This window comes from Acinetobacter sp. DSM 11652 (assembly GCF_900109815.1).
In the GTDB taxonomy this organism is placed as follows: Bacteria; Pseudomonadota; Gammaproteobacteria; order Pseudomonadales; family Moraxellaceae; genus Acinetobacter.
This window is the reverse complement of sequence record NZ_FOBK01000008.1, coordinates 115,372-135,428: the sequence shown is the minus strand read 5'-3', so window position 1 is coordinate 135,428 and position 20,057 is coordinate 115,372. Positions and strand designations below refer to the sequence as shown.

The 20,057-nt window shown below is 40.0% G+C and carries 19 protein-coding genes and 2 pseudogenes; 11 read left to right on the top strand and 10 right to left on the bottom strand.

All coding sequences use genetic code 11. The annotated features are described in order from the left end of the window. Positions 1–40: 40 nt before the first annotated feature. Together BMW42_RS09455 and BMW42_RS09450 are read right to left on the bottom strand one after the other, a co-directional pair. Positions 41–1,525 (bottom strand): YifB family Mg chelatase-like AAA ATPase, encoded by a 1,485-nt coding sequence (locus BMW42_RS09455; RefSeq protein ID WP_092767363.1) that lies wholly within the window; start codon positions 1,523–1,525, stop codon positions 41–43. Positions 1,526–1,614: 89 nt separating this feature from the next. Then, the gene (locus BMW42_RS09450) at positions 1,615–1,842 is read right to left on the bottom strand and encodes an accessory factor UbiK family protein (RefSeq protein WP_092767430.1); all 228 of its coding nucleotides are present in this window, start codon (positions 1,840–1,842) and stop codon (positions 1,615–1,617) included. A 272-nt stretch (positions 1,843–2,114) separates the two neighbouring features. Between BMW42_RS09450 and glnK the strand changes: the two genes are divergently transcribed. The 7 genes from glnK (at position 2,115) to BMW42_RS09415 (ending at position 8,276) form a co-directional block, all read left to right on the top strand. Further along, complete coding sequence (glnK, locus tag BMW42_RS09445) at positions 2,115–2,453, top strand: P-II family nitrogen regulator (RefSeq protein WP_004650081.1); 339 nt, start codon at positions 2,115–2,117, stop codon at positions 2,451–2,453. 59 nt (positions 2,454–2,512) lie between these two features. After that, positions 2,513–3,907 (top strand): ammonium transporter, encoded by a 1,395-nt coding sequence (locus BMW42_RS09440; protein WP_092767361.1) that lies wholly within the window; start codon positions 2,513–2,515, stop codon positions 3,905–3,907. 138 nt (positions 3,908–4,045) lie between these two features. Continuing rightward, positions 4,046–4,510, top strand: coding sequence for a transcriptional regulator NrdR (gene nrdR, locus BMW42_RS09435; RefSeq protein ID WP_092767359.1), 465 nt, complete (start codon positions 4,046–4,048; stop codon positions 4,508–4,510). A 31-nt stretch (positions 4,511–4,541) separates the two neighbouring features. Further along, positions 4,542–5,639 carry a bifunctional diaminohydroxyphosphoribosylaminopyrimidine deaminase/5-amino-6-(5-phosphoribosylamino)uracil reductase RibD gene (ribD, locus tag BMW42_RS09430; protein ID WP_092767357.1) on the top strand — a complete coding sequence of 366 codons (1,098 nt, stop codon included), beginning with the start codon at positions 4,542–4,544 and terminating at the stop codon, positions 5,637–5,639. Beyond that, positions 5,636–6,928, top strand: a complete 1,293-nt coding sequence (locus BMW42_RS09425; RefSeq protein WP_092767355.1) for a DNA adenine methylase — start codon at positions 5,636–5,638, stop codon at positions 6,926–6,928. Before ribD ends, BMW42_RS09425 begins: the two co-directional genes overlap by 4 nt. A gap of 28 nt (positions 6,929–6,956) precedes the next feature. Beyond that, positions 6,957–7,616, top strand: coding sequence for a riboflavin synthase (locus tag BMW42_RS09420; RefSeq protein ID WP_092767353.1), 660 nt, complete (start codon positions 6,957–6,959; stop codon positions 7,614–7,616). Between the two features lie 111 nt (positions 7,617–7,727). Next, on the top strand, positions 7,728–8,276 hold the full coding sequence (locus BMW42_RS09415; protein ID WP_092767351.1) for a VTT domain-containing protein: 549 nt from the start codon (positions 7,728–7,730) through the stop codon (positions 8,274–8,276). A gap of 43 nt (positions 8,277–8,319) precedes the next feature. Here BMW42_RS09415 and BMW42_RS09410 read toward each other — a convergent pair whose 3' ends face one another. The 4 genes from BMW42_RS09410 to BMW42_RS09395 all read right to left on the bottom strand — a co-directional run bounded on the left by BMW42_RS09410 (position 8,320) and on the right by BMW42_RS09395 (position 11,133). Continuing rightward, the gene (locus BMW42_RS09410; protein ID WP_035263886.1) at positions 8,320–8,538 is read right to left on the bottom strand and encodes a hypothetical protein; all 219 of its coding nucleotides are present in this window, start codon (positions 8,536–8,538) and stop codon (positions 8,320–8,322) included. A 109-nt stretch (positions 8,539–8,647) separates the two neighbouring features. Continuing rightward, positions 8,648–9,256 (bottom strand): cell division protein BlhA, encoded by a 609-nt coding sequence (locus BMW42_RS09405; protein WP_092767349.1) that lies wholly within the window; start codon positions 9,254–9,256, stop codon positions 8,648–8,650. A gap of 30 nt (positions 9,257–9,286) precedes the next feature. After that, a complete protein-coding gene (locus BMW42_RS09400) occupies positions 9,287–9,694 on the bottom strand; it encodes a DNA polymerase III subunit chi (protein WP_092767347.1) in 408 nt (135 codons plus the stop codon). Beyond that, positions 9,694–11,133 carry a leucyl aminopeptidase gene (locus BMW42_RS09395; RefSeq protein WP_092767344.1) on the bottom strand — a complete coding sequence of 480 codons (1,440 nt, stop codon included), beginning with the start codon at positions 11,131–11,133 and terminating at the stop codon, positions 9,694–9,696. Before BMW42_RS09395 ends, BMW42_RS09400 begins: the two co-directional genes overlap by 1 nt. Before the next feature lie 143 nt (positions 11,134–11,276). On the opposite strand from BMW42_RS09395, the gene lptF reads away from it, so the two are divergent. From lptF to BMW42_RS09375, 4 genes are all read left to right on the top strand, one after another. Further along, positions 11,277–12,377, top strand: coding sequence for an LPS export ABC transporter permease LptF (gene lptF, locus BMW42_RS09390; RefSeq protein ID WP_092767342.1), 1,101 nt, complete (start codon positions 11,277–11,279; stop codon positions 12,375–12,377). Then, a complete protein-coding gene (gene lptG, locus BMW42_RS09385; RefSeq protein WP_035263894.1) occupies positions 12,377–13,447 on the top strand; it encodes an LPS export ABC transporter permease LptG in 1,071 nt (356 codons plus the stop codon). Before lptF ends, lptG begins: the two co-directional genes overlap by 1 nt. A 123-nt stretch (positions 13,448–13,570) precedes the next feature. Then, a complete protein-coding gene (gene gpmI, locus BMW42_RS09380; RefSeq protein WP_092767340.1) occupies positions 13,571–15,115 on the top strand; it encodes a 2,3-bisphosphoglycerate-independent phosphoglycerate mutase in 1,545 nt (514 codons plus the stop codon). Positions 15,116–15,134: 19 nt separating this feature from the next. Next, positions 15,135–16,310 carry a S41 family peptidase gene (locus BMW42_RS09375; RefSeq protein WP_228143113.1) on the top strand — a complete coding sequence of 392 codons (1,176 nt, stop codon included), beginning with the start codon at positions 15,135–15,137 and terminating at the stop codon, positions 16,308–16,310. Positions 16,311–16,338: 28 nt separating this feature from the next. On the opposite strand, the pseudogene BMW42_RS14970 reads toward BMW42_RS09375, so the two are convergent. The 4 genes and pseudogenes from BMW42_RS14970 to BMW42_RS09360 form a co-directional block, all read right to left on the bottom strand. After that, a pseudogene (locus tag BMW42_RS14970) lies at positions 16,339–16,518 on the bottom strand (helix-turn-helix domain-containing protein); the annotation flags it as partial. A gap of 107 nt (positions 16,519–16,625) precedes the next feature. After that, a pseudogene (locus tag BMW42_RS09370) lies at positions 16,626–17,754 on the bottom strand (sigma-54-dependent transcriptional regulator); the annotation flags it as partial. A 17-nt stretch (positions 17,755–17,771) separates the two neighbouring features. Then, positions 17,772–19,343, bottom strand: a complete 1,572-nt coding sequence (locus tag BMW42_RS09365) for a sensor histidine kinase (protein ID WP_092767336.1) — start codon at positions 19,341–19,343, stop codon at positions 17,772–17,774. 18 nt (positions 19,344–19,361) lie between these two features. Continuing rightward, a complete protein-coding gene (locus tag BMW42_RS09360; RefSeq protein WP_092767334.1) occupies positions 19,362–19,997 on the bottom strand; it encodes a response regulator transcription factor GacA in 636 nt (211 codons plus the stop codon). Between the last annotated feature and the right edge of the window lie 60 nt (positions 19,998–20,057).

Below are 20,057 nucleotides of genomic sequence, written 5' to 3'. Positions count from 1 at the left end.
CAACTCAAATAAAAAAAGCGACTCAACTGAGTCGCTTTTTTTATTCCTGTTTACGATAAGAGAGTGCTTCGGTTAAGTGAGCTGTTTGTATATGTTCAGAACTCGCTAAGTCAGCAATTGTACGAGCGACACGTAAGATTCGGTGGTAAGAACGTGCTGATAAATTCAAACGTTGCTGAGCCATAGCGATAATCTTTTTTGCAGAATCATCTAGTTGAGCCACTTGATCAAGCTGTTGAGAACTTAGATTTTGATTTGTCACACCTTGTCGTTGAATTTGCAACTCATAGGCCTGAATCACCCGTTTTCTGACGGTTTCAGAATTCTCCATCGGTGTAGTGCTTTGCATGTCTTGGGGAGGTAAAGGTGGCACATCAATATGTAAGTCAATCCGATCTAGTAAAGGGCCAGAAATTCGATTTTGATAGCGCTTAATTGATTCAGGTGAACATTGACAACGACTGTCTTGATTGAAGGCATATCCACATGGACATGGATTCATTGCAGCGACAAATTGAAAATTAGCTGGGAAAGTAATTTGTCTTGATGCTCTGGAAATGACGATTTCTTTCGACTCAAGAGGCTGCCTCAATACTTCTAAGACTTTTCGGTCAAACTCAGGTAATTCATCGAGAAAAAGTACACCTAAATGGGCTAAGGTGATCTCACCTGGTCGAGGGTGTGATCCACCACCAACCAAGGCCACAGCGGATGCCGTATGATGTGGCGCTCTAAAGGGGCGATGACCAAATTGATAAGGTGTATTTGCAATGGAGTAAATACTTGCGACCTCTAAGTGTTCTTGATTGGTTAATGGGGGCAAGATGCCAGACAATCTTGAGGCAAGCAGTGTTTTACCAGTGCCTGGCGGGCCTTTAAATAAAATAGAATGTCCACCAGCTGCTGCAATTTCTAAGGCGCGTCTTGGACGTAATTGACCTTTGACATCAGCGAGATCAAATCGATTTATTTGAGGTTGGATCGTTTTATTCGCTAATATGGGTTGAATTGGACTCGATTGATCAAAGTGTTGGCAAACATCTTTTAATGACTTGGCTGTATACACCTCAAAATTGGGAAGAAGGGCTGCATCATCCAAATTACTCACAGGAATCATTAACTCATGACCTGCGGTTTGACATGCCATTGCGATAGTCAAAGTTCCAGTTACAGGTCTTAACAGACCATCGAGTGCCAATTCACCTATAAATTCAAAACGGTCAATATTTTGATCATGTAGTTGCCCTGAAGCGATTAAAATCCCCAAAGCAATAGGTAAATCAAGCCTTGAACTATCTTTGGGTAAATCAGCTGGGGCTAGATTGATCGTCAGCCGTTTGGTTGGAAATTGAAAACCGCTATTAATGATTGCAGAACGGACACGATCCTTACTTTCTCGAACAGCAGCTTCTGGAAGACCTACAATGGTGAGTGAAGGTAATCCTTGGCTGACATGAACCTCGACTTCAATCAGTGGTGCATGTAAACCAAGAAGACCTCGGGTATAAATTTTGGCAAATGACATAAAACTGAACCATTATTATATTATTTTTAGAATTGCTTTATTTTTAATCACTAACTTTGTGTTTAAGCACTGTATTGGTGCAATGTTGCTTATTTTTGATCGGAAATTAAGCTTTCTAATGATTTTAATTGCGTTTGAAGTTCTGTTAAACGCAAATTGGCATTGTTTAGTGCAGTTTTCTGACGCTCAATTTCTTCTTTAGAAACCAAATCCATTTTACTAATCGCTTCGTTTAACAACGCTCTCACATTTTTTTCTAAATCTTTCTTGGGTTGGTCAACCTGTTCTAAGATTGCCTGTAATAAAGTTTCAATCATAGTTCTTCCGAATAATAAGTCATCAACATTGAAGTTTAACATCCGTTTTAGATTGACCCTAGTGTTAACTACATTTCATAGGTTAAATCAATAAGAACATAAAAAAAATCCATCAAAATTCCCAATATTTTTAGAACATAAGACCGTGTAGGCGTATAAAATAGGTTATAAATAAGTTCATGCTGGCTGATTAATATCCCCAACCATTATGAAGTTTGGCATGAAATTTGAACATAAAACCTTACTGGTGAAAAAAGCCGAAGGAAAACAACATGAAACTCGTAACAGCAATTGTAAAACCATTCAAATTAGATGATGTGCGTGAAGCACTCTCTGAAATTGGCGTTCAAGGGATCACCGTAACTGAAGTAAAAGGTTTTGGTCGTCAAAAAGGTCATACTGAACTTTATCGTGGTGCTGAATATGTGGTTGATTTTTTACCTAAAGTAAAAATTGAAATCGCAATCAGTGACGAAATGGTTGATTCAGTGATTGAATCAATTACACGTGTAGCTAGTACTGGCAAAATTGGTGACGGAAAAATTTTCGTGACGAATCTAGAACAAGTTATCCGTATCCGTACTGGTGAGACTGGTGCTGACGCAGTTTAATTTGGCATGAAGTTTGCTGAGTAGCGAATAACTCACAAAAACTAGGTTGGGGGATACGAATGAAAAAAATGCTAATGGCGCTGAGCTTGTCTGGCGCACTCTTAGGTGGTTCTGTCGCATGGGCTGAAGAAGCAGTGTCAGAACCAACTTCTACTGAAGTTGCAGTTGTTGAAACTGAGGCTTCATCTACAGATTCTAATTTGGTTGAAACATTACCAGCAGCTCCAGAAGAAGCTCCTGCTGAAGAAGGGGCAGTTCTTGATACGGGTGACACTGCCTGGATTTTAGTTTCAACTGCACTCGTTTTACTCATGACCATTCCTGGTTTAGCGCTGTTTTACGGCGGTATGGTACGTAAAAAAAATGTCTTAAGTACCATGGCACACAGCTTTGTCGCTGCTGCGGTGGTCAGTATCGCTTGGGTAGTGGTTGGCTACACACTTGCTTTTGGTGAAGGTAATGCCTTTATTGGAAGTCTAGATAAATTTATGTTGTCTGGTATCACTACAGAAGCATTGAGTGGAACAATTCCAGAAATTTTATTTGTCATCTTCCAGATGACATTTGCAATCATTACCGTTGCCATTATTAGTGGTTCTATTGCTGAGCGTATGAAATTCAGTGCTTTTGTTGCGTTTATCGCAATTTGGGTGGTGGTTGTCTATGCTCCTATTACACATTGGGTATGGGGTGGTGGTTGGTTAGGTAACGATGGTGCACTTGATTTTGCAGGTGGTACTGTTGTTCATATTAACTCAGGTGTTGCTGGTTTAGTTGCGGCGTATATGCTTGGTAAGCGTATGGGGCTAGGCAAAGAATCAATGGCACCACATAACCTTACATTGACTGTCATTGGTGCGAGTTTAATTTGGGTCGGCTGGTTTGGCTTCAATGGTGGTTCTGCATTAGGTGCAAATGGTTCAGCAGGTTATGCATTGGTGGTAACTCAAGTTGCTGCTGCCGCTGCTGCCATTTCATGGTTAATCACTGAAAAAGTGGTTCGTGGCAAAGCTTCTGTGTTGGGTGCCGCATCAGGTGCGGTAGCTGGCCTGGTTGTGATTACGCCAGCTGCTGGATTCGTGACAGTAGGTGGTGCTTTAGCGATGGGCTTAATTGGTGGTGTCGTATGCTTCTGGGGTATTACAGCATTAAAACGTGCATTGAAAGCGGATGACTCATTAGATGCCTTTGGACTTCACGGTGTTGGTGGTATCGTTGGCGCAATTCTAACCGCATTCTTTGCAAGTGAGTTCATCATGGGCGATGCAGCACCTACAAACGTATTAAGCCAATTATGGGTACAAGTTGAAGGTGTTCTTGCAACAATCGCTTATTCAGCAATCCTGACATTCATCATCTTAAAAGTCATTGATTTAATCATCGGTATTCGTGTTGAGTCAGACGATGAGCGTATGGGTCTGGATTTAAGTCAACATGGTGAGCGCGTTGAATAACGATTAAACACAACAATCAATATATAGTGTGAAACAGCCCTTTGGGGCTGTTTTTTTTCTATATATTGATGAAAGCTCAACATGAGCAGAATTTTTTGATACACTTGGTGCAAATAGAATTTGTTCAATTAAACTGCTATGCATTGTCCATTTTGCAACGCCGCTGATAGTAAGGTGATTGATTCACGTTTAGCTGCTGAAGGCTGCCAAATTCGCCGTCGTCGTGAATGTATTAGTTGTAATGAGCGTTTTACTACTTTTGAAAGTTTTGAAGTGGTGATGCCTCGTGTCACCAAGTCCGATGGTAAAAACGAACCTTATGATGAAGCGAAACTTCGTCGTTCACTCATGCATGCTTTACAAAAACGTCCTGTGACACAAGAACAAATTGAAGCGGTGGTCAGTGATATTCAACTTCAAATTCGTCGACTAGGTGAACGTGATGTGCGTTCGCGTACTATAGGCGAAATTGTAATGAAGGCTTTATTTGCCCTTGATCATGTCGCATACGTACGTTTTGCCTCTGTATATCAAGATTTCCAAGATGTAGAAGCGTTCCGCCGTCAAATCGAACAAATGCAACACCGAGATCAAGAACATTAATCTCGCCCCAAATTCAACTTCAAGGTTATGAATGTCTGAGTTCTCGCAACAAAAGATCGATCAAGATCAAATGTGGATGCGTCGTGCAATAGTATTGGCGAAGCAAGGTCAATATTCGACAAAACCAAATCCTAATGTAGGTTGTGTCATTGTCAAAGACGGACAGATTATTGGTGAAGGCTTTCACCCCCAAGCTGGGCAACCACATGCCGAAGTATTTGCACTTCGTCAAGCAGGGGAGCAAGCACAGGGTGCAACCGCGTATGTCACATTAGAACCTTGTGCGCATTATGGTCGTACTCCTCCTTGTGCTAAAGGTTTGGTCGAAGCGGGCATTGCAAAAGTGATAGTGGCTTGTTCAGACCCTAATCCATTGGTTGCTGGTAAAGGTGTGGCTATCCTACAACAAGCAGGTATAGACGTTGAAGTCGGGATCTGTGAGTTGGAAGCGCGTCCTTTGAACTTAGGCTTCTTTAAAGCTATGTCTAAGGGATTACCTTATGTACGTTTAAAGGTCGCATCGAGTCTCGATGGTCGTACAGCAATGGCTTCAGGGGAGTCGAAGTGGATTACAGGTGAATTGGCACGTCAGGATGTTCAACATTGGCGTGCAATTTCTGGTGCAGTGATCACGGGTATTGAAACAGTGTTGGCTGATGATTGTCAGTTGAATGTCCGAACTTTACCGAATATTCAATTAGAACGAGTTGTGCAGCCTAAACGCGTGATTTTAGATCGTCAAGGTCGCTTACCTTTAGATGCTAAAGTGTTAGAGAATCCTGATACTGTCATGGTCATGGGGCCATTTCGAGCAGAGCTTGCACAACTTGGCGTGATTCAACTCGAAGTTCAGTCCTTAGCTGAATTGCTAAAAGTCTTAAAAGATTTTCAAATCTATGATGTGATGGTGGAAGCTGGTGCAACCCTATCTACTGCATTTTTGCAGGAAAATTTGGTAGACGAATTGATTAGTTATATTGCGCCTACACTATTAGGTCAATCAGCTCGTCCAATGTTTAATGCTGAATTTAATCTAATGACAGAACAACTCCGTTTTAAACTTCAAGATGTAACTCAGTTAGGTGATGACATCCGTTTAAAATTAATCCCTGATCAAGAGTCGCTATGAGTACAGAGTCAACGGTTTATCATAAACGTCGCCATGCAGCACGTACGACAGATGAGTATTTGTTTAATCAACTTGTGCCTTATTTAGGCAACAAGCGTCGTTTATTACATTTGATTCTTGAGGCATTAGAAAGCACTGGAACTTTGAATATGAGTTCAGGTCGAGCGCCTATCTTTGCGGACTTCTTTGCTGGGAGCGGTGTGGTTTCTCGTTTGGCTCGTCAAAATGGCTACCGAGTGATAGCGAACGATTGGGAGCCTTACAGCCACGCACTTAATCATGCCATATTGTCATGTACTGAAGCTCCTGTTTTTAAAGAATTAGGCGGATATCAGAAAGCAATTGATTATCTTAATCGCTTGCCTGAGGTCAAAGGATGGGTAACACACAATCTCTGTCCTCGTAATGATGAGATCTATGATCCTTCACGAGACCGTTTATTCTTCAAACGTCGAAATGGCATGCGCATTGATGCAATTCGTCAACAAATTGCAACCTGGCAAGCTCAAGGTGCAATTGATGATGTGGAAATGAGCGCTTTACTTGCACCTTTATTGTATTCAGCAAGTTTTGTGAGTAATACGTCAGGCGTATTTAAGAGTTTCCATCACGGCTGGGGCGGTAAAACTCAGACGGCTTTAGAGCGAATTGAATCATTACTATGGCTGACCCCCAGTCGTTTTTGTGAAAATTCAAATCTGACAGGCCCAGCAGCTGAAATGTGGTGTGTGGATGCTCAACACTTAGCAAACCAAATGAGTGGTTTCGAAGTCGATGTGGCATATTTGGATCCACCCTATAATCAGCATGCGTATAGTAGCAACTATCATGTATTGAATGCTTTGACTTTATGGGATCAGGTAGATTTACCAAGTCCAGATACTAAGGGTTTCAAGAGTGGAATCGACCGTGCTTGGCGTAAAGAACGACCAAGCCCATACAATTCTTCTAAACATGCCAAAGAAGCGTATGAAAAGCTTTTGCAAACCATTAATGCACGCTATATTTTGACCAGTTATTCAACGGATGGAAATATTGAGGCTGGCGATTTACTTAAAGCGAATTTAGAGCGTGGACGAGTCACCATTTTGACTCAAGATGTTCCAAGATATCGTGTGAGTAAGCAGCGTCAGTCTGAGCGTGCGCGCGTTCTTGAGTTTATCGTCATTACCGACACGCACGCAAAATCAGGACCGCCAATTCGACAGTTACTTGGTCAGTTACACCACTATGCTGAATTGGGTGGAGTTGATACTACAGGCGTCGCTGAACAATTGGATTTATGGTAAAAATAGAACAAATTTAAGAGTACCCATTATGTTTACAGGCATTGTAGAAAGTTTAGGAAAAGTCGAAAGTTTACAAAATGTAGGTGGTGATATCCGCTTGCGTATACAGACTGATCTTGATATGTCTGATGTTCACTTGGGTGATTCTATTGCGACTAATGGCATCTGCTTAACTGTTATTGCATGGGGCAATCAATGGTACGAAGCAGATGTGTCACTTGAAAGTATTCATCGTACAACTTTATCGAGTTGGAAGGTTGGGCAAACCGTCAATGTAGAAAAAGCGATGTTACCAACAACTCGCTTTGGTGGTCATATTGTTAGTGGACATGTAGATGTAGTTGGTGAAATTACGGTGCAACGTCAAGATGCACGTTCACTCTATTTTGAGGTAACGGCCCCGCCTGAAATTGCAAAATATTTAGCGGAGAAAGGTTCCATCACAGTTGATGGAATTAGTCTTACAATCAATCATCTACGTGGCAATGTGTTGAGTTTAAATCTTATTCCTCATACTGCAGAGCGGACCAATATTAGTACGTGGAAAGTCGGGACTAAAGTAAACTTAGAAGTCGATGTACTTGCACGATATATTGAACGTTTATTGCTTGGGGATAAGGCTGCTGAACATAAACCTGAGTCTAAATTAAGCATGGAATTTTTAGCACAGAATGGCTTTTTACGTTAAAAAATGATTAAAATAGAAAACAGCCTAAATTTTTAGGCTGTTTTTTTGTTTAAATAAATTAGGTATACAATCTATCTAAAGGAGAAAGCAACATGCTCAGAGAACTTCAGAATGATTGATTTTTTACTGCATTTAGAGCAGCTTTTACCTAGTTTATTAGAGCAATATGGCGTATGGATTTACGCAATTTTATTTTTAGTGATATTTGCGGAAAATGGTTCCGTTTTCATGTTTTTTTTACCCGGGGACAGTTTGCTCATCGCCATCGGTGCTTTATGCTCGACCACTGAGTTGATTCATTTGCACTATATGGGATTGTTATTATTTATCGCCTCAGTCCTTGGTTATATTCTCAATTTCTATACAGGGCGATGGCTTGGTATTAAATATTTTAGCGAGCACTCACGTTGGTTAAAACCTGAGTATATTGCCAAAACCAATGCTTATTTCGAAAAACATGGTGGTAAGACCATTTTAATTGCGCGCTTTATCCCTTTTGTACGTTCTTTTGCTCCATTCGCTGCTGGCTCTGGATATATGAGCTATAGCAGTTTCATGTTTTACAATATTATTGGTGCTTGGATTTGGATCGCACTTTTACTGGGTATGGGGTATGGCATGGGAAATATATTCTCAGCCGTTTTAGATTTTTTTGCTTAAATTGATACTTCAAACCTGTTAAAAAAGCCCTCAGTGGGCTCTTTTAAATTTTATTAATGGTGAGTGATGTGCGATCAAACCAATTCTCTACCAAAGCTTCATCTTGAATTAAAAAGTCACCTTTTTTAGACTCATGTTTTAGATACACTAAAACCGATTGAAAATCTGCTCGACTAATCAATAGTTCTTGAGCACTTATCGTGACATGCTCGCCAGATTTCAAATGAGTGATTCGTTCAGAGATGTTGTTTAAAAGATCCATGGTGATACTTTCCTCATGTCCGTCAAATCGCAGAGTGCATTTAAATCACATTCATGGTGTGACAAATATGTTTCATTTTGATGACACTAAGCATCCACCGTTTGAGCCTCTAAGAGGGTAGAGATATATTTTTTAAAATAAGTTCGATCTCTTCTTTTGCTGCTGCTTGGAGTTTTGATTTAAAAATTTGTACGGCATCTTCAATCATGGTTTCAGCTTCAAGCTCGAGACGTAAACGAATCGTATCTAAATCTTGATGAATTGATAAATGCGCAGAAGAGTTTCCTGAAAAGTCCCGATGGGGTGTAGTCACTTTTTGGTATTTTTCAGTATATTCACCGATCTCTGCATCAATCACTTGTCGTAACTGTACGAGCGAATCGGTTTGTTGTTGAAATTTTAGATATTCGTCTTGTAGAAGCTTTTGATTATAAGCCTCTTGCAGTGCACGTTTTTCTGCTAATGATTTTTCTAAAGCCAATTGCTTACGAATACGAGCTTCTTCAATTAATCGTGCTTTTTCATCCGCATAAGCCTGTTCAACCTTTAACTGAGCCACTTGCTGGGCACGATTATCATGGTCTAACCATTGCTCTGGTTGAGTTTGAGGTTCGAGTAAATCACTGATGCGATTAAGGTCGTCGATAAAAGCTTGGCGAACCGCTTCTGGCGCTTTCAACCAACGTTTTTTAAAATCTTGACCGACATTAATGGCCACCGTGATTCTCCTTTTTCCAATGACAACGCGCTAAAGTTTATGTGTTTGAGGTGAGATACCTAATTTTCGATAGGTTTTATATTTCTCTCGTCCAATTTCTTTGGCAGCTTCGTTGTTTTCAATAATTTCGATAATGTGACTGAAACGTGAAGGATCTTCAAGTGCATGAATGTGAAAATTAAACACGATCCATTCCTGAGTTTCAGGGAGCTTAGACGAAATACAAATAGCTGCTGATTGATCATCAATGCCATGTGTCAAAAAACTCTGTGGATCGAAACTCCAAAGTAAATCATCGAGTTCGTTTTGAATGCTCAATTCTGGACAATGAATCCATATTTTTGCAGGGTGACGCAGAATTTTTCGACATAAACGACAGGCACTTTGGACCTGTCGTTCTGGACTCTTTTCAAATAAGTAGAAGCTGATTTTAGACATTAATTTACGCGATTTGCGAGAAATTGAACCAATAATGGAACTGGGCGACCAGTTGCACCTTTTGCTGCGCCAGATGTCCAAGCTGTACCAGCAACATCTAAATGTGCCCAACGATATTCACGTGTGAAGCGTTGCAAGAAACAAGCAGCTGTAACAGCACCAGCTTTTGGACCACCAATATTGGCAATATCAGCAAATGGAGAGTCAAGCTGTTCTTGGTAGTCATCATAGACAGGCATACGCCATACACGGTCAAAGGATTGTTCACCAGCTTGAGAAAGTTCATGTGCCAGTTCATCATCTGGTGTGAACATACCTGTTAAAACAGAGCCTAAAGCAACAACACAAGCGCCTGTTAATGTTGCGATATCAATCACAAGTTCTGGGTTAAAGCGATTGACATAGGTCAGCGTGTCACAGAGGACTAAGCGACCTTCGGCATCTGTATTTAGAATTTCAACAGTTTGACCACTCATCGTGGTGACGATATCACCTGGACGAGTTGCATGACCTGATGGCATGTTCTCAGCGGCCGCAATTGCACCTACAACATGAATCGGAAGGCGAGCTTCACAGAGTGAGCGCATGGTTCCTAAAACTGAAGCTGCACCACCCATATCGTATTTCATTTCATCCATGCCTAAACCTGGTTTTAATGAAATACCACCCGTATCGAAAGTGATCCCTTTACCCACGAGGACGATAGGAGCTTGTTCAAGTTGACCTTGATATTCAAGAGTAATGATACGTCCAGGACGATCTGAACCTTTGCTGACTGCAAGAAATGCATTCATGCCAAGATCAGCAATTTGCTGTTCATCTAGCACGGTTACTTTCAATAAATCTGGGAATTCTGCTGCCAATGCAATTGCATGATCCGCTAAATATTCAGGAAAACAAATATTTCCTGGACGATTTGCTAAATCACGTGCAACGTTTTGACCGCTTTCAATTGCTTGAATTAAGTTGAGTTGATTTGATGTTAGCGTAGAGTTTGATGCAATTAGATGAACTTGTTCGAGTATAAAGTCATTTTTTTTTGACTTAAACTCGTCAAAAGCATAGGCAGATTGAGTGAGTTTAAGTGCAAATAAGTAGTGTAACTCATTCGGCAAAGCTGAAATATCAACACTGATTTGTTTGAATTTTTTTTGTGAAGCTTTGATAATAGTTTGTGCAATTTTTGCTAATTTTGCAGCTTTAACTTCTTGTGCATTACCTAAGCCAAGTAGAATGCTATTCGGTTGATTTTCAATTTGACCCAATAACGATAAAGACTCATTGAAACCTGCTTTGAATTGAGCTGCTTCAGTTAGGCTGTCTAAATTGTTGATTTGATAGTTGCTTTTAACTGCATGGGTGTTTTCAGAGTCGACTAAAATAACCAAATGTTGGCTTTCTGAAATTTGTGCCAATGATGTATTAATTGAAAGTTTCATATGCTTGTTGTGTGCCTATTGAGACCGTTTAAATCATTAAACCATTGAAACACTACCAATGATAGAATTTCAATGAGGTTTTATATTTTTAACATTCGGGTAAACTAGCGCTAGCCGATTTAACCTAATTTTGGAAGATTACTTTGATTATAAGACGTTACCTCGTCAAACAAGTGGTATCTACCTCTGTGGTTGTGATTTCATTGCTTACACTCATCATGTTGGGTGGGCGTTTGATCAAGTATTTTGGCGTGGCAGCTCAGGGTCGAATGGATGCAAGTATTTTATTTAGCATCATTGGCTACCGTCTTCCAGAATTTTTGACATTGATCTTACCTTTAGGTTTTTTCATTGGTCTCATGTTGGTGTTTGGCCGACTGTATGTAGATCATGAAATGGCGGTTCTCAATGGCAGTGGTGTTAGTCGTAATCAATTGGCTCGTTTATTGTTACCTCTCACAGCCATTTATTTGGCCATTCAAACGGTATTAATGGTATGGATGTCTCCATGGGGTATACGTGAATTTGAAAAGCTTACGACGACCCAAGCGGTTCGATCAGGCTTTGATTTGGTACGTCCAAAAGAGTTTATTTCCTCAGGTCCTTATACCATTTATGCTGGTGCACTTTCAGAAGATCGTAAAAACTTAAAAGAAATTTTCTTCTATCAGCGAGCAGATAAGCCTGAAAAACCTGACATCATGATTTTAGCGAAAGAAGCGACACGTGTTGAAATGGTCGGTGAAACAGCGAGTGTTGTTGATTTAACCCAAGGTCGCCGTTACGAAATTTATCAAGATAGTCCGAAATATAGTCATACTGAATTTGCTTCATATCGTTTGCGTCTTGAAAGTGATAAAGAGGCGAAATTTGAAAGTGGTGATGTAGAAGCGTTACCAATTTCGAAGTTGATTGAAACTCGTGAAGATGCTGTAGTAGCCAGTGAATTGGGCTGGAGAATATTTGTGCCATTTACATTGATTGTGGCATTGATGTTAGCAACGGCATTGTCTGAGGTTACTCCACGCCAAGGACGATATTTAAAATTATTTCCTGCACTCTTAATTTTTGCTAGTTTGATTGTGGCATTAATGGCGATTAAAACCAGAATTAGTAAAGATGAGATTGGTATTTGGGCTTATCCCGCTATCTTGATTGTTTATGCAGTGGGTGCAGCGATTTTCTCGCGTAAACAAAAACTAGCACCTAAGTTAAAAAAACGAATTGAGCAGGTGAAATCATAATGTTGGCACGTCGAATTGTCGCAAAACATGTGACGAAAACCACAGCGCTGGCGATGTTGGGTGCTACAGCGATTTTATCAGCCCTTCAAATTCTTTTTACCTATATGGGTGAATTAGGCAGCCTGAAAGAAGGATATGGAGCTTGGCAAGCGCTTATTCATGTTCTATGGGCTTCACCGCAATATTTATATGAAATTTTACCTATTTCAGCATTGATTGGTGCAGTGCTCGGTTTGGGTTCAATGGCTTCAAATAGTGAGCTGATTGTCATGCGCGCTTCAGGGATTAGCCTGTGGCGTATTGTGGGTTGGGTCATGCGCTCAGCAATGCTCTTGGTATTGCTTTCATTTTTACTCAGTGAATATGTTATTCCTTACACCAATGAGCGGGCGGAAAGTATTAAAGACCGTCGTTCTGTTGCTGAGCTTGGCGAAGTCAAAGGGTATTGGACTAGAGAAGGTCAACGATTTATTTATATTGACTATGCAAATGCGCAAGGGCAGTTACGTCAAGTTGAGATGATGGACTTTGATCAAGATTATCGTCTGAAGTCAGTCTTGACTGCGAATCAAGGTCAATTTGTACAAAATGGACAATGGTCTTTAATTGAAGCCAGTCAGATGGATATTTTTCCTGAAGGCTATTCGAGACTGATTCAAACTCCTCAGCAGGATGTTGCTTTAGCGCTTCAACCTAAATATGTTCATATGGTGACGATTGATCCTGAAGATTTAGCTCCAAGTCAATTGATCAGTTTTATGCGCTATATGGATGAATATAGTCAAGTTCCTAAAACGTATTTACTTGCATTCTGGCAAAAAGTGGCTTCGCCATTTGCATTGTTGGCACTTGTACTGATTGCTTGCTCATTTATTTTTGGCCCTTTACGTCAACAATCCATGGGATTTCGTTTAGTAATTGCGTTATTTGTAGGGCTTGGTTTTTACTACCTACAAGACTTCTTAGGGTACGCGAGTTTGGTGTATTCACCATCTCCCGCTTGGTTTGTTTTTCTGCCAATTGTGCTTATCTTTGCGGTAGGTAGCTATTTGCTATATCGAGCGCGCTAGAGAATTTTTAAATTGAAAAATAGATGGTCTAGATCAATCAAAGCCATCGTGTTCAGATAGAGTCTTAATGAAAAATTCGTTAAGATACGTTGATTAATTTGTAAACAGAAAAGAGTGTATATCATGACGGATGCAACTGCTGGCAAAATCCCTCACGTTTTAGTCATTATGGATGGTGTGGGTCATCGTGAAGCGGTCGAAGATAATGCTTTTCTTGCAGCGAAAACACCTAATTTAACTGCAATGAAACAGAATCATCCACATGGTCTGATTTCAGGTTCAGGTGAAGATGTTGGTCTTCCAGATGGCCAAATGGGGAATTCAGAAGTTGGTCATATGAATCTTGGTGCTGGACGCGTGTTGTATCAAGATTTCACTCGTATTACCAAAGATATCCGTACTGGTGATTTCTACAAACATGAAGTATTGGTTGATGCTGTAGAAAAAGCAAAAGAAAATCAAAAAGCAGTACATATTTTTGGATTGTTGTCTGAAGGTGGTGTTCACTCTCATGAAGACCACATTGTTGCTATGGCAGAGTTGGCACTAAAAAAAGGTGCTCAAGTCTATTTACATGCTTTCTTAGATGGTCGTGATACTCCGCCAAAAAGTGCACAGCCGTCTTTAGAGAAATTAGATGCACTATTTGCCCAATATCCAGGTCAGGGTCGAATCGCAACGATGATCGGTCGCTATTTCGCAATGGATCGTGACAATCGTTGGGATCGTGTCGAACAAGCATATCGTTTATTAACAGAAGGTGAGGCTGTTCGCGTAGTTGAGTCTGCTGTGGAAGGTCTCGAACAAGCGTATGCTGCTGAAGAGTCAGATGAGTTTGTGAAAGCAACACGTATTGGGGATGTAGCCGCAGTACAAGATGGTGATGCTGTTGTTTTTATGAATTTCCGTGCAGATCGTGCTCGCGAATTGACAAAAGCATTTGTTGAACAAGGCTTCGATGGTTTCGAGCGTAAAGTTGTGCCTCAGCTTGCGAAATTTGTCATGTTAACGCGCTATCAAGCGACAATTAATGCGCCGGTGGCATATATGCCAGAACCGTTGGTCAATTCAATTGGTGAATACCTGTCTAATTTAGGTAAAACTCAATTACGTATCGCGGAAACTGAGAAATATGCCCATGTGACTTTCTTCTTCAGTGGTGGTCGTGAAGATGAGTATCCAGGTGAAAAACGTATTTTGATTCCATCACCAAATGTTGCAACCTATGATTTAAAACCAGAAATGAGTGCTTATGAAGTCACTGATGAGTTAGTGAATGCAATTAATTCAGGTGAATTTGACTTACTCGTTGTGAACTATGCAAATGGCGATATGGTTGGACATACAGGGGTATTCGATGCTGCCGTTAAAGCAGTAGAAGCAGTAGATGTCAGCTTAGGTCGTGTCTATGATGCAGTGATGGCGAAGAAAGGTCATATGTTGATCACTGCGGATCACGGTAATGTTGAACAAATGCAGGACTATGAAAGTGGTCAAGTCCATACTCAACATACAACTGAGCATGTGCCATTTATTTATGTAGGTCCAACTCAAGCAAAAATTGCAGAGGGTGGGGTGCTTGCAGACGTTGCACCGACATTATTGAATTTAATGCAGTTGCCTGTTCCTGCTGAAATGAAAGGTCGCAATTTAGTGACTTTAGTTTAAAAATAAGAAGGAATTCAGTATGAATCCATTGTTATTCAAACTCATGTTAGGTCTAGCTTTAAGTTTGAATGGGGTTCATGCTTTCGCTGCTGGATCTAAGGGTCCAGCAGTTGATCCTTTAGAAGAAGACTGGTCATCAAACAGTTCAGAAGTTCCGATTGAATCTATACAGCAGTTTGTTCAGATTTACGGTACAGTAAAAGAAAACTATGTCACTGAAGTCACTGACGATCAGTTATTTTTACAAGCGATCCAAGGTTTGGTGAGTGGGCTAGATCGTTACTCTCGCTATTTATCTCCAGAAGATTATCGCCAACTCCTCAAATATACCGAGGAGGATTTAGCGAGTATCGATTTTGATCTTAGCTTTGATACCTCACGAGGTTTATGGCAGATCGAAAATTTAGATCCCGATAGTGACTCGGCAAAATTAGGATTGGCCAACGGCGTTACACTTTACAAAATTGATGGACAAGAGCTTAGATTGTTAAACCAAGATCAAGTCAAAGACTTGCTCAGCGGCTCGATTGGATCAACCATCAGTTTACAAAGATCACCGAACTCATCTCCAATTATTTTAGTGAGAAATCAAAAACTAGATGTTGCCGATATACAAGCACATATGCTGAGTAATCAAGTTTTACTATTAAAGGTGAAAGTTTTTCAGCAAGATACTGCGAATGAAATAAAACGTTATATCGATGAGCATCATAGCCAACAACTCAAAGCTGTTTTAATAGATCTAAGAAATAATCCGGGTGGATTATTATCTTCTGCTGTGGAAACGGCAGATTTATTTTTAAATCAGGGTTTGATTGTATCTACACGTAGCCGTTCAGAAGGTGATCAACAATTCCAAGCTTTACCTGGACATGAATTTACAGGGCTTAAAGTCGGAGTATTGATTAATCAACGTTCGGCTTCTGCAGCAGAAGTATTTACGGCAGCAATGAAAGATCATCAACGCGCCGTAATCATTGGTGAAAAGAGTTATGGTAAAGGTGTTGTGCAAAAACTCTTTCCACTTGAAAATGGTGCGGCACTACAAATGACAGTATCTCATTACTTAACACCCAATGGTGTCGAGATTGATGGGCAAGGCATAGCCCCTAATATCGAATATCCTTGGCCGCAGGATATGAAAGAAGAGGTTTACCTCCAACACGCAGCCGATTTGTTGTTAAGAAGCCGTTAAATATCATCAATATCGGGGTGATGCTAAGTTATTCATCTTCAGTATCTAAACCAAATTTTTTTAAACGATATCGTAATGACCGGAATGTCATTCCTAATTTTTTGGCGGCTAGGGTTCTGTTCCAATGCGTTGAGTTTAACGCATTAATTAAAACTTCTTTTTCTACTTTCTCAAGGTATTGTTCTAATCCCTCTTCGGGCAAACCTTTGGGTATTTGAGACGTTAAATCAGTAGTTGCTTCAATTTGACTATTTGGTTGTTGTGCTAAAGGTTGGGATGTTAAGCCTAATGAAGGGCTTTTAACATGCTCGACGGCTATGAGCTTATCATCGCAAAGTGTAAGTGCACGCTCGATGATATTTTTAAGTTCGCGTACATTCCCTGTAAATGGTTGTTGTTTAAGGAATTGTATCGCCTCTTGAGACAGTTGAGGGGCTTCAATACGCCATTCACTACTGATTTTATCAATAAAATGTTGAGCTAGAACAGGAATATCGTTGGGTCTATCGCGGAGTGGGGTAAGACGTAAATCCATCACATGAATTCTAAAAAATAGATCTTGTCTAAATTTGCCTTGCTGAACCAATTGCTCAAGATTTTGATGGCTTGCACTGACAATCCTAAAATCAACATCAAGCTCTTTATCACTGCCAATCGGACGGATTTTCTTTTCTTGAACTGCTCTCAGTAATTTAGCTTGCATGGCGAGTGAAAGCTCTGCAATTTCGTCTAAAAATAATGTTCCACCGTCAGCTGTTTGAATTAACCCTTGTTTGTCTTGGTCAGCACCCACAAAACTGCCTTTGATATGACCAAATAATTCACTTTCCATCAGGTCTTCATTCATCGCACCACAATTGATCGCGACAAAGGCATGATCATGACGATTACTGAGTTGATGAATAAGATTCGCAACGATTTCTTTACCAGTCCCTGATTCACCTGTAATAAAGACGGGTGCTTGTGATCGTGCTATTTTTTTGATTGCTGTACGAAGCTGTTGAGTTTGTTCTGAGACACCAATCAGCAGTTGTTCCTCAAGTGGAAGCTGATTGAGATCATCATCCACTGCAGGGGTATGTAATGCTTTCTTAAGCAATTGATGCAAATGTTGTTGATTAATGGGCTTACTGACGAAATCGAAAGCGCCTGCTTTTAAAGCGGAGATTGCCAACTCCATATTGGCATAGGCGGTCAGTACCGCGATGGGTGTCTTCGGATAGTGCTGGGTGACGTATTTAACTAAATCGATGCCATTGCCATCTGGTAAATTGAAATCGGTGATACACGCATCGTATTTATATTCGCTTAGAAAATGTAGCGCTTGTTTCAAATGATGTGCCATATGCGTTTTAATGCCCATCCGAGAAAGGGTCATTTGCATCAACATACATAAATCAGGTTCATCATCGACTAAAAGTACTAAAGGTTGTTGCTTTACCATAACCTGATCTTATCCATCTAAACGTCTGTCTTATGGCATGTAATACGAAAACATGCACCTTGCTGTTCTTGCTCGATATAACTCAATTTTGCTTGGTTAGCTTCACAAATACTTTGTGATAAATATAATCCTAAACCAGTTCCATTGGTTTCAGTACTAAAAAATGGTTGAAATAATTGAGATAAATCATGTTGTTGGATGCCTTTGCCAAAATCGATAACATCAATAAAAATTTGATTTTCTGAACAACTGCTTCTGACAAAAATGTACTCTGCGGTCGGATCATTATGACGAATAGCATTGCGAATTAAATTAATCAGAACTTGTCGCAGTTGGATTTCATCAAAATAAACTTCAATATTGGCTTCAAGCTGTAATTGGATATGAGAACTGATATCTGCTAAATCTTGTTGAATAAGATCATGCATAAACTGCTCAAAATGAATCAGTACACTGGCAGTTTTTTTATTCTTTGCCATATCCAATGTGTCTTTGATGATTTTATCAATACGTTTTGCTTGCTTAGCAATCATTTGATTGAGCATACGTTTTTGTTCTTCATCCGAATCATCATTAAGTTCATTGGCTTGTACGATTGCTGCTAAAGGATTACGTATTTCATGTGCAATGCTGGCTGATAATTGACCAAGAGAAGCTAATTTCATTTGTTGAACTTTCTGATTAAGCTTTTGCGCATCTTCCAAAATTAATAGCGTGAGTGCTTGTTGAGGTGTAACCAGTTTTTGAATACGAATATCAACCGTATAGGATGATTGATGTGATTCAAATTGAAAGCGCTCTCCATGAGCAACTAATGTGTTTTTGAGAATTTCATAGAGATCTGGTTGAAAATTTGCAAGATTATATTGTTCATGAGCATAGAGTGGCGAAATACCGAGTAGTGAACATGCAGCAGGATTGCAGACGATAATTTTACAGTGATCATCTAAGACCAGATAACCAACTTCGATTTGCTCAAGAATATAACGATTAATATTTTGTAATTTAAAGAGTTCGTTAGCTTGATGTGTATTGACCGATTCGAGTACTTGAAACCGTTGTATTGATACTTGACCAATACCATGAACCACAAAAAATAAAAAGGCAAGAAAGGCACTGTCACCAATATTATTTAGACTTTCAATGGAGAACAAACTACCAAAAAACTGTTGATATACGACCCCAATCACCGCGACCAATGTGATGAATAAGGCTTGGTTTTTACTGAGTAAAAAATTTGCTGCAAAGACGGAAATGACAAACAATAACCCAATTGCGATATTGGGACCACCGAGTGCAAAAGTAAGCGTATTTAGAAAGAGCAGATCAACTGCAAATAAGGTGATAATTTGTTTAGAAATAGCTTGTGGTAAGTATTTTAAAACGATCGTTTGTACGATGCTGCTTGCAACATAAAGGAGTAAAGCGTAAAAATAGATTGATTCGTATTGATAAAAATAACGTTCAGAATCAATCGTCAGTAGGAATATGAGCGTTAAGCTTAGGGCGATAATGATACGATAACTTGAATATAGTGTTCCAAGACGGTAGATCGTTTGGTAAATAGAAATTGAAGCAGCAGACGTCATTGGAATACTCAGATCAAATTAAGGCTTAATCAAACCATAACGAATTGCCAAATGCGTCAGTTTGACATCACTATCGATTCCTAATTTTTCAAATATACGATAGCGGTAGGTATTCACTGTTTTTACGCTAACAAAGAGTTTGTCTGAAATTTCTTGGGCACTAATACAATTCACAACCATCATCGCGACTTGCATTTCACGTTCAGAAAGTGCGTCAAAAGGAGAGGTTTGTGTATCAGATAAATAAGAACTCGCAAGCTGTTCAGCAATATCTGCACTGAAGTATTTACCACCTTGCATGACTTTATTAATTGCACGCACCATTTCTGTGATCGGAGCTCCCTTCGTGATATAACCACGAGCCCCCGCTTTTAACAGTAGTGATGGATAGGGTTCTTCCGCTAGGCCACTGACGGCGAGAACTTTAGTGTCAGGTGCTGTTTGTAATAAACGGCGAGTGGTTTCTACGCCACCGATACCAGGCATATTCACATCGAGCAAGACGACATTAGGGTGGTGTTGACGAACAAGACTAATTGCTTCTTCACCGGACTCTGCTTGACCAATGACTTGAATATCTGCTTGATCTTCAAGCATACGACAAATACCTGTACGAACTAACTCATGGTCATCTACCACTAATACCGTGATCACAAACACCTCCTCTGAAATCTATTCTTACTTTTTTGTTACATGATGCAAAAATTGCTTGCA

Bases quoted from the DNA above. Each gene is read 5' to 3' on its own strand.
- BMW42_RS09455 (WP_092767363.1), bottom strand. From the start codon at position 1,525: ATGTCATTTGCCAAAATTTATACCCGAGGTCTTCTTGGTTTACATGCA.
- BMW42_RS09450 (WP_092767430.1), bottom strand. From the start codon at position 1,842: ATGATTGAAACTTTATTACAGGCAATCTTAGAACAGGTTGACCAACCC.
- glnK (WP_004650081.1), top strand. From the start codon at position 2,115: ATGAAACTCGTAACAGCAATTGTAAAACCATTCAAATTAGATGATGTG.
- BMW42_RS09440 (WP_092767361.1), top strand. From the start codon at position 2,513: ATGAAAAAAATGCTAATGGCGCTGAGCTTGTCTGGCGCACTCTTAGGT.
- nrdR (WP_092767359.1), top strand. From the start codon at position 4,046: ATGCATTGTCCATTTTGCAACGCCGCTGATAGTAAGGTGATTGATTCA.
- ribD (WP_092767357.1), top strand. From the start codon at position 4,542: ATGTCTGAGTTCTCGCAACAAAAGATCGATCAAGATCAAATGTGGATG.
- BMW42_RS09425 (WP_092767355.1), top strand. From the start codon at position 5,636: ATGAGTACAGAGTCAACGGTTTATCATAAACGTCGCCATGCAGCACGT.
- BMW42_RS09420 (WP_092767353.1), top strand. From the start codon at position 6,957: ATGTTTACAGGCATTGTAGAAAGTTTAGGAAAAGTCGAAAGTTTACAA.
- BMW42_RS09415 (WP_092767351.1), top strand. From the start codon at position 7,728: ATGATTGATTTTTTACTGCATTTAGAGCAGCTTTTACCTAGTTTATTA.
- BMW42_RS09410 (WP_035263886.1), bottom strand. From the start codon at position 8,538: ATGGATCTTTTAAACAACATCTCTGAACGAATCACTCATTTGAAATCT.
- BMW42_RS09400 (WP_092767347.1), bottom strand. From the start codon at position 9,694: ATGTCTAAAATCAGCTTCTACTTATTTGAAAAGAGTCCAGAACGACAG.
- BMW42_RS09395 (WP_092767344.1), bottom strand. From the start codon at position 11,133: ATGAAACTTTCAATTAATACATCATTGGCACAAATTTCAGAAAGCCAA.
- lptG (WP_035263894.1), top strand. From the start codon at position 12,377: ATGTTGGCACGTCGAATTGTCGCAAAACATGTGACGAAAACCACAGCG.
- gpmI (WP_092767340.1), top strand. From the start codon at position 13,571: ATGACGGATGCAACTGCTGGCAAAATCCCTCACGTTTTAGTCATTATG.
- BMW42_RS09375 (WP_228143113.1), top strand. From the start codon at position 15,135: ATGAATCCATTGTTATTCAAACTCATGTTAGGTCTAGCTTTAAGTTTG.
- BMW42_RS09365 (WP_092767336.1), bottom strand. From the start codon at position 19,343: ATGACGTCTGCTGCTTCAATTTCTATTTACCAAACGATCTACCGTCTT.